Origin of the sequence: Clostridium tunisiense TJ (assembly GCF_000300195.1) — a bacterium.
Lineage (GTDB): Bacteria > Bacillota > Clostridia > Clostridiales > Clostridiaceae > Clostridium_J > Clostridium_J tunisiense.
Window position 1 is genome coordinate 180490 of record NZ_AMQH01000004.1, and the last position, 12860, is coordinate 193349.

General features: G+C 30.7%; 17 protein-coding genes. 12 read left to right on the plus strand and 5 right to left on the minus strand.

Features of this window, described 5'->3' with window-relative positions:
* Positions 1–180: 180 nt before the first annotated feature.
* Positions 181–897, plus strand: a complete 717-nt coding sequence (locus C661_RS0103600) for a hypothetical protein (protein WP_017413931.1) — start codon at positions 181–183, stop codon at positions 895–897.
* 112 nt (positions 898–1009) lie between these two features.
* Here the strand turns inward: C661_RS0103600 and C661_RS23555 are convergent, their stop codons facing one another.
* Positions 1010–1180 carry a hypothetical protein gene (locus tag C661_RS23555; protein WP_017413932.1) on the minus strand — a complete coding sequence of 57 codons (171 nt, stop codon included), beginning with the start codon at positions 1178–1180 and terminating at the stop codon, positions 1010–1012.
* Positions 1181–1374: 194 nt separating this feature from the next.
* Between C661_RS23555 and C661_RS0103610 the strand changes: the two genes are divergently transcribed.
* From C661_RS0103610 to C661_RS0103625, 4 genes are all read left to right on the plus strand, one after another.
* Entirely contained in the window at positions 1375–3039 is a 1665-nt protein-coding gene (locus tag C661_RS0103610; protein ID WP_017413933.1) for a recombinase family protein, read from the plus strand.
* Positions 3020–3841 (plus strand): ABC transporter substrate-binding protein, encoded by an 822-nt coding sequence (locus C661_RS0103615; RefSeq protein ID WP_242825970.1) that lies wholly within the window; start codon positions 3020–3022, stop codon positions 3839–3841. Before C661_RS0103610 ends, C661_RS0103615 begins: the two co-directional genes overlap by 20 nt.
* A 124-nt stretch (positions 3842–3965) precedes the next feature.
* Positions 3966–4121, plus strand: coding sequence for a hypothetical protein (locus C661_RS23885; RefSeq protein ID WP_017413935.1), 156 nt, complete (start codon positions 3966–3968; stop codon positions 4119–4121).
* Between the two features lie 124 nt (positions 4122–4245).
* Complete coding sequence (locus C661_RS0103625; protein ID WP_017413936.1) at positions 4246–5028, plus strand: hypothetical protein; 783 nt, start codon at positions 4246–4248, stop codon at positions 5026–5028.
* 294 nt (positions 5029–5322) lie between these two features.
* Here the strand turns inward: C661_RS0103625 and C661_RS0103630 are convergent, their stop codons facing one another.
* Complete coding sequence (locus C661_RS0103630; protein ID WP_017413937.1) at positions 5323–6075, minus strand: hypothetical protein; 753 nt, start codon at positions 6073–6075, stop codon at positions 5323–5325.
* Between the two features lie 80 nt (positions 6076–6155).
* Positions 6156–7013 carry a fascin domain-containing protein gene (locus C661_RS0103635; protein WP_017413938.1) on the minus strand — a complete coding sequence of 286 codons (858 nt, stop codon included), beginning with the start codon at positions 7011–7013 and terminating at the stop codon, positions 6156–6158.
* A 350-nt stretch (positions 7014–7363) separates the two neighbouring features.
* Between C661_RS0103635 and C661_RS0103640 the strand changes: the two genes are divergently transcribed.
* From C661_RS0103640 to C661_RS0103650, 3 genes are all read left to right on the plus strand, one after another.
* Positions 7364–7906, plus strand: coding sequence for a GNAT family N-acetyltransferase (locus C661_RS0103640; RefSeq protein WP_017413939.1), 543 nt, complete (start codon positions 7364–7366; stop codon positions 7904–7906).
* A gap of 95 nt (positions 7907–8001) precedes the next feature.
* Complete coding sequence (locus C661_RS0103645; protein ID WP_017413940.1) at positions 8002–8571, plus strand: hypothetical protein; 570 nt, start codon at positions 8002–8004, stop codon at positions 8569–8571.
* A gap of 85 nt (positions 8572–8656) precedes the next feature.
* Positions 8657–8848 (plus strand): hypothetical protein, encoded by a 192-nt coding sequence (locus C661_RS0103650; RefSeq protein ID WP_017413941.1) that lies wholly within the window; start codon positions 8657–8659, stop codon positions 8846–8848.
* A 151-nt stretch (positions 8849–8999) separates the two neighbouring features.
* Here the strand turns inward: C661_RS0103650 and C661_RS0103655 are convergent, their stop codons facing one another.
* A complete protein-coding gene (locus tag C661_RS0103655) occupies positions 9000–9581 on the minus strand; it encodes a sigma-70 family RNA polymerase sigma factor (protein ID WP_017413942.1) in 582 nt (193 codons plus the stop codon).
* On the opposite strand from C661_RS0103655, the gene C661_RS0103660 reads away from it, so the two are divergent.
* The 3 genes from C661_RS0103660 to C661_RS0103670 are packed head-to-tail and all read left to right on the plus strand — an operon-like array spanning position 9569 to position 10143.
* Positions 9569–9748: a hypothetical protein gene (locus C661_RS0103660; protein WP_017413943.1), complete on the plus strand. Its 180-nt coding sequence runs from the start codon at positions 9569–9571 to the stop codon at positions 9746–9748. The genes C661_RS0103655 and C661_RS0103660 overlap by 13 nt on opposite strands.
* Position 9749: 1 nt before the next feature.
* Positions 9750–9905: a hypothetical protein gene (locus C661_RS23560; RefSeq protein WP_017413944.1), complete on the plus strand. Its 156-nt coding sequence runs from the start codon at positions 9750–9752 to the stop codon at positions 9903–9905.
* Positions 9906–9921: 16 nt separating this feature from the next.
* On the plus strand, positions 9922–10143 hold the full coding sequence (locus C661_RS0103670; RefSeq protein WP_017413945.1) for an N-acetylmuramoyl-L-alanine amidase CwlD: 222 nt from the start codon (positions 9922–9924) through the stop codon (positions 10141–10143).
* Between the two features lie 948 nt (positions 10144–11091).
* Here C661_RS0103670 and C661_RS0103675 read toward each other — a convergent pair.
* On the minus strand, positions 11092–12309 hold the full coding sequence (locus C661_RS0103675; protein WP_017413946.1) for a hypothetical protein: 1218 nt from the start codon (positions 12307–12309) through the stop codon (positions 11092–11094).
* A 261-nt stretch (positions 12310–12570) separates the two neighbouring features.
* On the opposite strand from C661_RS0103675, the gene C661_RS23565 reads away from it, so the two are divergent.
* Entirely contained in the window at positions 12571–12714 is a 144-nt protein-coding gene (locus C661_RS23565; RefSeq protein ID WP_017413947.1) for a hypothetical protein, read from the plus strand.
* Positions 12715–12860 lie beyond the last annotated feature (146 nt).

Below are 12860 nucleotides of genomic sequence, written 5' to 3' on the forward strand. Positions count from 1 at the left end.
AAGAATTAATTCACAACTTTCTTAAAATGTGACCAAAGAGTGATGTCTTATCACTCTTTTTATTTTGCTCAAAATCTTAATATTTTATTATAGTAAAGCATAAATTTAAAATTATTAAATTGAGAACACTACATTTATAATAACTAACTAAGAATTATAATTTAGGAAGGAGTAAATAAAATGAGAAGAAAACTAACATTGCTTACTTTTTTAATAGTGGCTTTATTTGCGATAACTTACAAGAATCACTTTATAGAAAATTTTATAAATGAGTCTAAAAGTATAGTTACTACAGCTCAAGTTTCAAGTTCAATCCATATCAATAACAAGAATGAGGAATATGAAGTTCAAGATTCGAGAATAATACTGAAAAAAGTTTATAAGAATATACGTGAATTAAAGGCAGATGCAGATATAATTATTGAAGGTAGGGTTATTAATGCAAAATCTGAAATGTATGATGAAAATATACCAATTACATACACTGAAGTAGAAATCTATGATGTGTTTAAGACTGGTAGTAATGATGTATTGAAAGGCAGTAAGGTATGTATTATAGATGAGGGGGGAATTATTCCAAAGGAGATTCTTATTAAAGAATATAAAAATAAATTTCCAGATAAGTTTTTTGACCCTAAAGAATTCAAAGATGTAAAATCCACAAATGATGGAATACCACCTATGGAAATGGGAGAACATTTTATAGTTTTTGCTCAAAGATTTCAAGGGAAATCTAGCAAAGATAATTGTTACATAGTTTTAGGATCATATCAAGGAAAGTTTAAAATAGAGGAGGATAAAGTAACACATCAAGTCCCTATGTTACTAGAGGAAAAATTTGAGGATAAGGTTAAAACTAAAGAAGAATTAATTAATTTAATAAATACAATAAAGTAAACCAAGGTTAGCAGCCTTGGTTTTGTTTGTAGTGGATTTTTATAGGTTTAAATTCTTAATTTTGCATATACTATTTTCACCATTTATTAAAATTACATTTAAATTTGCCTATTTAAATAGACTTATTCCTTTTAAGAGCATCGCCTAACAGTTTTAACCCATCCTTATTAAGCATATCCTTTAAAATCTTATAAAAATTTTCTACCTTAATTTCCTCATACTTTTTCATTCCTTCTTCTGTTTCGGGATGATTTACCTTAACCTTTATATTTGTTTTAGTCATGGTTGCTCCACATTAAAATTGCTTCTATTAATACATTATTACCCCTATTTTAAATTATTCCTATTTTAAACCCATATTTAATCAAGTCTCAGTGCTTAATTTCATAAACTTAAAGTAAGTAGATTTTATGCTCATGTAGAAATTAATTTTCGATATGATGAAGTCTTTATTTTCACATGGTTATGGAGGTGTCTATGAAAGCTGCTATATACGCAAGAAAATCCGTTGCAACAGAAAAGGGAGAATCAATAGATAACCAAATACAATTATGTAAGGAGTATGGCTCAAGGCTAGGAATTAAGGAATTTATTATTTACAAGGATGAAGGTTTTAGTGGAGGAAATATTAATAGACCTAGCTTTAAGAATATGATGAAAGATGCTAAGGAGAAAAAGTTTAATGTTCTTATTTGTTATAGGCTGGATAGAATTTCACGTAGTGTCGCTGATTTTTCTTCTACCCTTGAGGAATTACAAGGTAAGAACATTGATTTTATATCCATAAAAGAGCAGTTTGATACTTCAACTCCCATAGGTAGAGCCATGGTATATATATCCTCTGTTTTTGCACAGTTAGAAAGGGAAACCATAGCAGAAAGAATCAGAGATAATATGATGGAACTTGCTAAGACAGGTAGATGGCTTGGGGGAACTACTCCCCTGGGATATAAGTCAGAAGCAGTAGAGTATGTTGATGAAAATGGGAAAAATAAAAAGATGTATAAGCTTATTGAAGTTCCTGAGGAAATTGAAATAGTAAAACTAATTTATGATCTTTACCTTAAAAAGAAAGGTTTTCCGTCCGTTGCAACCTACCTTTGTAAAAATAATTATAAGGGTAAAACTGGTGGAGAGTTTTCTAGAACGTCTGTGGAACAAATTATTAAAAATCCAGTGTATGCTATTGCAGATGGGAGGATTGAAAAGTTTTTTCAAAATCATGGAGCTATTACTTATGGGGATTTTAATGGGACTAATGGTGTGATGCCTTACAACAAACGAGAAAATGGTAAAAAGGATAAACCAATCAATCAGTGGATTGTGGCTGTGGGAACTCACAAGGGGATTATTCCAAGTAAACTGTGGATAAAATGCCAAGCAATTAATAATGAAAATGTGGAGAAGTCTTCACCAAGGTCAGGCACAGGCAATAAGTTTTTATTATCAGGAATGATGGTTTGTGGAACTTGTGGAAGTGGTATGAGTTCCTGGAGCAAGAAAAATCCCAAAACAGGTGATATAGCTAGATATTATAGGTGTAATCTAAAAGCCAGAGCTGCCAGTAGGTGTGATAGTAAAATGCTTAATGCTGAAATAGCCGAAGATTTAATTCTTTCAAAAATTACAGCTATTGATATTAATCAGCTAATTGCAAAGATAGAGGAAGATAATAGTGAGGTAGCAGCTCATTCAGAAATAGATGAAAATATTTTAAAAATAAATAAGACTATTGATGATAATAAGAAATCTATTCAAGGATTAATTAGAAAACTAGCATTGTTAGAAGATTTACCAATAATTAATTTAATTCAAGATGAGATTAATAAATTAAATGTGGAAAACAAGAAGTTAGAGGAAGAACTATTAGGTTTAAAGTCACAAAAGGAACCTATGGAAACCCTAAATGAGTATATAGAATATATAAATGAAAGTCTTAAAATCTTTAAAGCGTCCATGAATTTAATTAAGGAAACAGCTAAAAAGAGAGAAGTTTTAAAAGCTATAGTAGAAAGCATTGTTTGGGATAGTAAAAATGAAGAGCTTATAGTAAACATCAGTGGATCTTCATCGAAGCTACCTGAAGGTGTTGTTAGAAGACGAAATAACAATAAACTGTGCTTTGGAGAAGGGTTTCGATAAAACCATGCAACAACTACTTAGTGGAAACGCAGACATAGGTTTTTCAGGCCCAGAACAAGTGCTATATATTTATAATCAAAAGAGAGATGATTATCCAATAGTATTTGCGCAGCTTACACAAAAAGATGGTTCTTTCCTAGTTTCAAGGAAAGAAGAAAAAGATTTTAAATGGGAATCCTTAAAAGGAAAAGATGTTATAGGTGGAAGACCAGGTGGAATGCCACAAATGGCTTTTGAATATGTGCTTAGAAATCGTGGGATTAATGTTAAGACAGATATGAACATGATAACTAACATTGCTTTTGGTGTTGTGCCAGCAGCTTTTAAAGGTGGAACTGGTGAATATGCAGCAATTTTTGAACCTACAGCTAGTATGATAGTTAAAGAGCAAGGTGGTTCAATTCATTCAATTGGTGAAGCAGCAGGAACTCTTCCTTACACTTGCTTCTATGCTACAAAATCTTATATGGAAAAAAATCCTCAAATTATTGAGAAGTTCACAAGAGCTATATATAAAGGACAACTTTGGGTTGAGAAAAACTCTGATGAAGAAGTTATAAAAGCAATTAAATCCTTCTTCCCAGATACAGATGAAGCTATAATGATTCAAGTTGTTAAAAACTACAGACAAATTGAAGCTTTCTCAAAAACTCCAGTGGTTAATAAGGAAGATATGACAAGATTAATGGATATTATTCAATCCTATAACCCTGAGCTTTTAAAAGAAAGACCACCATATGAAAAGGTAGTTGATAATCAATTTGGAGATAAGGCAATTAAGGAAGTTAAAGAGATTAAATAAATAAATCATCCCAGGGACATTAATAAATTGGAACAGAATTAGTTTCTTAAAAGGGTATGTAACTTTGAAGTACACCCCAAATGCTGAACAAATATAAAGTCAGTATTTGGAGGTGTACTTTTTAATGCGGAATCATCCAAGTGGTATTAACAGTGCAGAGTTTGTGGTGAAGAAATTACTGTGCTTTGATGAAGCTGTGGGGTCAAGGGCCTATGAAGTGTGTAAGGATTATGTAGTGGAGATTGAAGGGGGGAGGGAGTGGAACTTTAGGCTTAATTGAATACTCTCACTCCAACATTGGCAGATAGCCAAAAACTCACTAGATTTTAAGGAACAAGGGTTAACTTCTTAACATATTATATATTAGAGAGTAAAGTCTCTAATAAAAGTAAAAGGTGACTAATATGAAAAATTTAGATTCTATTAGAAACACTTCAATAGACTATTTTCGAGGTAGACAAGAAAAATTACAAGCTTTGTCTGTTAATACCTGTACAGGAAATGAAACTGTATTATTAATTCAAGATAATCCTTCTTGGGGATTTAATTCCATGAATGAAGAACTTGAAGCACAAGGAGTAAATTTTTGCACAATAAGCTCAGATCAAATTGACTCCGTTAATTTATCTAGATTTAAAGAAATAATAATTCCCTCTGCACAATTTGATAATTACTATGCAAATATAATGCCAAATGAAGTAATTCTACCTTCCATTGAAGCTTTTGTAAGAAGTGGTGGTATATTATCTGCAAATTTAGCTTGGGTTCAGTATTATTCTACAGTTGCTACCTTTGTAGGTGGACTTAAGTATCAAGAAAGTTACACTGAAAACAACAATATAGCAAATAGCTCTCACCCAATAATTACTGCAGCACTTCCTTGCTTTGGTGGTAATTGTGGACAAATCATAGATAATGGTTATCGAAATGATTTAGATGGATGGAACGCATCATCCCACGGATATTTCACTAACTTACCAATAGGAACTGGAGTAATTCTTACTGATGAAAATAATAACCCAGTTATGATAGAATATCCTTATGGTAGAGGTAGAGTTATCGTAACCTTTACAACTCCTGAATGGGATTATTACTTTGGTGGAAGGAAACTATTAGCAAATGAACTTGCTTATCAAAGTTATTTAGTAAGACGAGGATCTAGAGGACTCTTTGTTGGAGTAGAATAAAGTGTTATACCCTAGAGGATATAATAAAATAGAATTGTTCGTTATTTAACTAGCCAACGTCTGCAAAGGGCAGACGTTGGTTTTTGATGTGCGCCCAGCATGGGGAAATAAATTGTGGGCACAAATTATTATATTACAAGTGAAAGGCATGGTTTATTACTCCATGGCTCCAAAGCACGCCAAGCTTCAAACGTAAAACATGTCTATAGATTGCCAAGTAAAAATCCTTTAATAATCTACAAACTTTCAAATAGTAAGCATCTTTAATATGTAATTACTATTTAGTACAGAAATTTATTTTATAATTTTCATATTATCTATAAGGCAACAAACTCCCTCTGGAATATCTAAACTTCCATTTTCATTTAATTTATATTCTTTTCCCTCAATTATAAATACTGAGTCTTTAGTGAAACCAGATTTAAATAAATTAGCTTTGGTAAAATACCGCCTTTCAGCTTCCGCTTGATATTCAGGATATATTAGTCCATTGTCCACTAAATAGAACTTGTTAGTTTTTGACTCAGATTTCACTTCAAACCAACCTGGCTTAATTCCTACTTTACCTAGCATATCTAAAATTTCATTATGCTTAAACCCTCCAGTTCGAACTTCAAAGGCACTTCCATCTTCTGCAAGAGAAGTAATTAATCTTCTAATTTTATTTATTTCACCATAGTCTGAGGGGGGCAACGTAAAATTATCACCAAGTCCTAGTTCAGAAAATGGCATGTATACATTACCTCCATCCCCAACGGTAAGTATAGCTGTTGTATTAGAACTTGTTTTCAACTTATAATAAGTTCCCTTTCTTAAATCCAAAACATTGTCTTTAGCAACAAATTCCTCTGCATTTTTCCCTATTGAAGCTAGTTTTTTCTGACTTTCAAGAATTAACTTCCCAGATTCAATTGATAAGCTATCTAAAGATAAACTATTTGGCTTCTTATAAACTGACTTGTTTATTGACTCTATTAATCTAGATTGTTTATTTCTAAAATCATCATATATAACTTTATTTAAAGCTGAATAATTATTAACTCTCAATTTAAAATCACTTCCTCTATAATCTTTAAATTAAATTTTGGTGTATAGTTATTAAACTTATTTTCTAAATTATATTAATACTATTGTGGTAGTACAGGATAAATATAGCTAAACTTAATCTGAGGAGTTAATTTAAAATATCCTGTTGAAGTTGATACTGTACCGTCAAGTTTAAAGGTCCATCTATTTCTTAAAGTTTTATTACTAATAACAGGTACATTTGCAACATATGTGTAAGAAGATGTACTAATCCATGAAGAATCACCCTCTATTTTTATGCTTCTATATTGATTGGTTGCACTGTTAACTTTTGTTCCTTGTAAAGAAACATAATAAACAATTGCGTTACTTGGAAGTGAAGTAATATTGCTAAGGTCATAAGTAGCTTGTGCAGTTTTTATTGTTGGCGTTAATGTAACAGGACTTGTTGCATTATAAGTGTAACTATTTAATGCATAGTCTGGTCCGCCTATATAAAATCTATATTCTCCAGTAAGTAGCGTAGAGGATACTTTAACATAATAATACCCTGATGTTGGTATATTTACATAAAATGGAGTAGCCCCAAAATAAGCTGGATTGGTCACATAAGGTATACCTCTTACAAGATTTAAATTTTCATCATATACTTCAAATTGACTTGAACCACTAAGTGCTGAACTATTTATGCCTAGTATAGTATCACTATTAGCAGGCAGGTAAACTTTATACCAGTCTTCATCAGTAGTACTAGTAATATTACCAACAACAACGTTTTGACCATCATAGTTTCCTGAAATAATTTTGGAAGGATCCTCATTGTTTGCTTGAATTAGCTGAGCTGTGCTTGATGAATCATTTGCCTCTGTTTCATCAATTGCAGCAGCATATGCTGTAGTAGAGAATAAGAAAACAAAACATAAACTTAAACTCAATATAGTTGTATAAATTTTTCTCATTAAAACCATCCCTTTCATACTTTAACTAAAATAACTATACACCTAATAACTTTCTCGTACATTTATGGAAATACTTTATAAAAATTTACTTTATTATACATATAAAGTAAATAGATATATTTATTTTATTGCTTTCAACTAAAAAGAGTTAATTTTAGGGGCAGTCAAATGTCATAGGTATATTATTACAGTAATAATATGGTAGAATAGAATTGTAAAGATAGCATAATATATTTAGACATTATGAACCTTGAGAAGAAATAATTATAAATTTGCTTAAAGTAGGGGTAGCATTTATAGAAAAGATTGATATTTTTAATTACAATTTAATTAAAAAAGGAGAGAACTATATGAATATAGGAACCGCAACAATTAATACAAAAGGATTAACATTAAGAAAGATTTCACTTGATGATGTTCAAGCTATCTACACTTATCTTAAATCAGATGAAAGAGTTACTGATAACTTGATTAAAGGTATACACAAAAATTCAGAAGAAACCGTTTATATGGTTAAGGAAATCATTGATCAATATGAAAATCCCTCTTTCTATTACTGGGGAATGGAGTTAACTGAAACTAAAGAACTAATAGGATTAATAGATCTTTTTGATTTTGATTTTAATGAAACGAAATGCAAAGTAGGATACTCAATAGGATATAATTGGTGGAATAAAGGCTACGGAACAGAAGCATTAAGAGCAGTAATAGACTTTGCATTTAATTATATAAAAGTTAGTGAAATTAGTGCTACACATAACACAGATAATCTAGCTTCAGGAAGGATTATGGAAAAGGCAGGAATGGAAAAAGAATATATAGTTAAAGATATGATAATAAATGCAAAGGGTCAATCAAAAGATTGTGTTATCTATAGCATAAAGAATAACTAGTACGTAGGATAATTTATCGCGCTCATTCTTATATAGTTGAAGAACTATATAATTTGTTGAGTAAGTATTATTTATTTTAGGAGTAGTGAGTAAGTATGAAAAAAATATATATAATTATGGCAATTATTGTATTGATGCTGAGTTTTACTGGCTGTAGCAAGTCAAGTACAAACATTAAGAAGTATCTTAATAGTGGGACTAAGATTGATGCATATGCGAAAAACTTTATGCCTGCTCTTGAGGATTTACCTAAAAGCCTTGATATAGCATATAAATACAATCATATACCAACAATACTATCTGATACAGACACAATGGTACTTGTTGTTGAATATGATGAGGCAACCTATAAGAGTGAAAAGGAGAAATTAACAAGTAATTATAACTTTTTAACTAAGAAAGTCCCCTCTACTTATAATGAGGATAAATATTTAATACCTGAATATGAATTTTCCATAAATAGTTACGAATTTAAAGTCGTAGAGGGAAATGACAAAAGTAAAGCGGAATACCCAAAATCTTTCGGCATGATTGGGACATCTGATAAGAAGAAAAGTATAGCATATTTATATTTCTATGATCATGAGTTAGATTATATAGGGGAAAAAGACGAAAAAAGACCTATGGCTAACTTTGTAAATAAGTATTTTAGGTATGTCTTTTAAAAATAAATCTTTAATACTATGAATGTATTAAAGTGGTATTAAGGCACAATCGCATATTATAGAGAATTAGAATGGAAGTGATTATATGGAAGAGGGTAAGAAATGCCCAATTTGTGGGTGTAAAGAGATTGGTAAAGGAAGACATTACGCACAAGGCTCAATGTTCCCACTTAAAGGTATCTTTAATACTGGTTCTCAAGTTATAGCAGATATATGTACAAAATGTGGTCATATTTTATCAATGAGAGTAAAGAATCCAGAAAAGTTCAAGCTATAATATGTAGCTCGCAATCTTATACTGTTTATAGCAATTATTTATATGGTTAAAAGCATGTTAATCTCCATAGAGTTAACATGCTTTTTCTACGTTCTATACTGCTAGAAAACATCTGTAAGTTTACATTGTTCTCCTTTAAAATGCCAAGTTACTATATAATATAATCTTCTTTTGAAAGACTATTTCTCAGTTTCTTAAGCATATTATTCCTCTTAGTAATAGCTTTTACATAAGAAATACCTTTACAGTCAGAATACTGCTTTAGAGAAAGTTTTCGTATATATATAAGGTCTATAAGTTCCAGTTCATCTCTGTTTAGAGTTTTAAGTGAAGCTTTTAATTCTTTATTAAGAGTAGCTTTATATATTTGATCCTCTACAAAGTCCATATCATAGAATAAAGCGTGCTCTAAATTATCATCTAAAATCAAGGTTTTAGGACCTTCTCTATTGTCTCTTCTTTTGGAAATTCTAATTAAGTTATTTATAGAATTTTTTATTGCATTGGTGGCGTAGGCTACAAATCTGTGCTTGCTTAAGTCATACACTTTTACACATTTAAACAGTGTTTGGTAACATTCATTTTTAAGGTCTTCAAATTCAAAGCCATTTACATGAGATTTTTTACATAAGTTTAAAATAAAGGGTTTAAAATCCCCTATTAGCTCTTCTTTAGCTTTTTCGCTGCCAGCTTTTGAAAGTAGTACTAGGTTCTCGATTTTTGAAAAGTTCATTTTTATTCTCCTCTCAATATGAAATTTATGCTCTAGTGGCATATATCTTCGCTGAGGAGATTCATAGGATTAATAAAAGAGTGACATTAGCTATTGATATAGGCTATAATGCACCTTTTGATAGTGGAGCGGTGGGAATAGAAAGTGAAGGCAAGTTAAAATCTTGAAGTGGGTTCAAGATTTATTAGAAAATGTATTATAGCTGGAATTAGAGTTGTGGATTGCAATCCTAAAGGGGTTACTAGTCATGGAGAATCCTTAAGAAAGATGCTTTTAGAAGCTAATAATGAGGGTGATTACTATCTTTATACCTATTCATCATAATAAATGCCTAGGGGGGATGGTACTGGGGGATTTTGATATCCTGAGGAAAAGGGAAAACTTTGTAAGGGCTATTATTTCTGAATTTATGAGCCGTGGATTTAGAAATAGGGGAGTGAAATGCAGAGAGGATTTATATGTGTTTAATAAAACTAAGATGATTGCAATACTTGTTGAACATCTATTTTGTCATAGTGAAATTCATAGGCTCTTGAAGAAATGGGAGCACAATGTGATTTAGAGGTTTGTGAGGATAATTATATACAAATCTATATTTATAATTATAGAGTAAAAACATGGAAGAATCAAACGAATGTTTATGTTTTTATGTGACAGCTAAGTACAGAAGTTTTATAAATAAGTAGAGTGTGGACTAATTTCACTAGTATATATGGACAAATGAGATAAATGTATTGCGATACAGTGCTCATTATATTCAACAGTGAAGTAATAAATCACAGTTATATGATTTTATAATCATTGTTTTTCACTTGCTATAAATTGTTTAAAGTGAAATAGTATAAAGCGGTGATTGTAGTAAATAAATATAATAATATTTTATTTATATTATAATTAATTGCTAAAGTGGTGGTTAAGCAAGATATGACGGTGCTTTTCACAGGATTTTAGAGTTTTAAGAGGAATTCATGAACTATGTTGAGAAAAAACTAGGATATATTTATTCTTAGCTCAGAAACTAACTGTTATACTTAAGGTTTCAGTGGTTACTTTCATCATAACTGTTTCATCACAAAGGGTTAAGGTGAATATGTAAGTTATATAGTTATACATATAAAGAAGGTAAAACAGGAATTCACTAATGAAAAATTACTATAAATAAATCCACAAATATACATTATAATAGCATGTTATGTGTATGTAATATATTACGATTTAAACCGCAAAATTGAAAATAGCTTATAAAATCCGGATTTATAGATTTTTTTAGTTTTGTATATTATAAAAGTGAATGAAATTCATCCTTAATAAGTTGAAATTCCATCATGGAACCCTATACCCGCAGTTATTATGAAGAAGTTCTTATAAGAAAGACCTATGCTAATTGAGTAATAATATGCTCTCCTATGGTGGAAGTTGAAGTAACAAACTGTTACTTTGAAGGGAGCATATCATATTCAGCATAGGTTTTTTCATTAAATTCTTTTGAGTTTCAGTAAAAAATCTGGTTCTACAATTGCTCAGAAATTAGTTTTACTAACTTGCTTGCGGTATCAGGATTAAGAGGCATAACTGTACCATGATATATATAATAAATTAAGTATGAGTGAAGAACCTCATAGCCGCCTTTATCATATTCTTCAGCAGTTGGTAAATAGCCATCACAGCCATTGGTATAACCACCTAAATATATAAGTTCATTATGACATGCCTGGACTACCTCCACAGCAATTTCACACATGATTTCATTAGAAACTCCACAAAGACATCCTTCATTGAGTTTAAAATACTGAATCTCAATATCTTTCGATTGCTGTTTTATGCCTTCACTATGCAAGCAATTAATTTCTTTAAGCCACTTTGAGCCATCTATGCTATTTTCATTCATAGCTTCATCTGAAATTTCTTTTGCTCGTTTTAATGTGGGAACATCTGCAAAGAAAGATTCACTTTTAGAGAACATAGACAAATTTTCAATTGTATGTGGCTTAAGATTTTCAATACATTTATCGATAGAGTTCTTAATCTCAATTGACATTTTATCTAAAGCTTCTAATGAGCCACTATACTTAGGTTTTACATTACCAGAAGCCCCTTGGGTTATCATTACCTTGCAACCATACTTTTCCTCAAGTAAATTCCTTGTAACACCAATAAAGTCTGAAGATAATAAATAATTATCTCTAAGCAAAACATTAGCATGAGCTGTAACTCTTAAAATAAGCAATCTTAGATGAGACTGTTCAGCATCACTAATTTTAAGAATAGCCACACGCCTATCTAAAACCCCATTTTCATCTCGTCTATTAATTCCTATATCTGCTTCTGCAATGCCCCAAGCAGCTTCAATGGGCTTTAAATTTTTTTCTGCTTCACTAACACCTAAAATAACTTGATTACAAAGAAAACTGAAATACTCTGTTTCAATGCTTACATTAGGTGCAGAGTGGGTATGGCTAAAGCAGAGCATAACCTTATCACGGGTAATGCCAAGTTCATTTCCAATTAAATCTCGAAGTAGATTTCCTTCCTGGCATGAAAATCCTATGTGATCTATAGCAACAAGACAACATTTTTCTTCCTTTGAATGCCATATTGAAATTTGTGCAATGAGTTTATGCAATATTCCTTTTGACATATTATCTTTTCGATTGAATCCAATAGTCTGAACATTAGAGAAGGGGGTAATATCCACTTCTGAAAATCCTAATAATACATTGTTTTTCATAGCTTTGCTCCTTTAATTTATTAATATATTTAAGAAAGGCAAAGTCTAATTTCGGACAGTAGGATTTATTGCTCCATGCAATTACTGTCCTTCATCAGACTATGCATGGAGCGAAAACAATACAAAGTGGTTGTATTAGCATAATAACACCTCAAATTTATTTTATTACCACATAATATAATGTGAAAGTACTATTTTAGAATATATATAAATTGTAGCATATATTCCATAAAATGCATTAATTGTTTGGGTGCTATTGAGATGGAGGACTTTTTAATAATTTCCTTTGAAAAGCTAATGTTTTTAAAGGTATTGTCTCTCATAAATTCTAAAAGCCTAAGAGATTTAGAACTTATGAGAGATAGAATGGCTGAAATAAACACATTGCTACAGTATTATTTCTAGAGTTCCATATGCTAATTTCGGAAATGATAATTAATAAGCTAAGGGAAATTGATTAGATAATACTTAATATTAATGATAGCATAGTGGACTATTTAAGCAATTAAGAAGGTGTATCCGTAAAGGGTACTCCTTCTTAATCTATTAGG

Excerpts from the sequence above, each read along its gene's own strand:
- C661_RS0103600 (WP_017413931.1), top strand. The coding sequence starts at position 181 with ATGAGAAGAAAACTAACATTGCTTACTTTTTTAATAGTGGCTTTATTT.
- C661_RS23555 (WP_017413932.1), bottom strand. The coding sequence starts at position 1,180 with ATGACTAAAACAAATATAAAGGTTAAGGTAAATCATCCCGAAACAGAA.
- C661_RS0103610 (WP_017413933.1), top strand. The coding sequence starts at position 1,375 with ATGAAAGCTGCTATATACGCAAGAAAATCCGTTGCAACAGAAAAGGGA.
- C661_RS23885 (WP_017413935.1), top strand. The coding sequence starts at position 3,966 with ATGCGGAATCATCCAAGTGGTATTAACAGTGCAGAGTTTGTGGTGAAG.
- C661_RS0103625 (WP_017413936.1), top strand. The coding sequence starts at position 4,246 with ATGAAAAATTTAGATTCTATTAGAAACACTTCAATAGACTATTTTCGA.
- C661_RS0103635 (WP_017413938.1), bottom strand. The coding sequence starts at position 7,013 with ATGAGAAAAATTTATACAACTATATTGAGTTTAAGTTTATGTTTTGTT.
- C661_RS0103640 (WP_017413939.1), top strand. The coding sequence starts at position 7,364 with ATGAATATAGGAACCGCAACAATTAATACAAAAGGATTAACATTAAGA.
- C661_RS0103645 (WP_017413940.1), top strand. The coding sequence starts at position 8,002 with ATGAAAAAAATATATATAATTATGGCAATTATTGTATTGATGCTGAGT.
- C661_RS0103650 (WP_017413941.1), top strand. The coding sequence starts at position 8,657 with ATGGAAGAGGGTAAGAAATGCCCAATTTGTGGGTGTAAAGAGATTGGT.
- C661_RS0103655 (WP_017413942.1), bottom strand. The coding sequence starts at position 9,581 with ATGAACTTTTCAAAAATCGAGAACCTAGTACTACTTTCAAAAGCTGGC.
- C661_RS0103670 (WP_017413945.1), top strand. The coding sequence starts at position 9,922 with ATGGTACTGGGGGATTTTGATATCCTGAGGAAAAGGGAAAACTTTGTA.
- C661_RS0103675 (WP_017413946.1), bottom strand. The coding sequence starts at position 12,309 with ATGAAAAACAATGTATTATTAGGATTTTCAGAAGTGGATATTACCCCC.
- C661_RS23565 (WP_017413947.1), top strand. The coding sequence starts at position 12,571 with ATGGAGGACTTTTTAATAATTTCCTTTGAAAAGCTAATGTTTTTAAAG.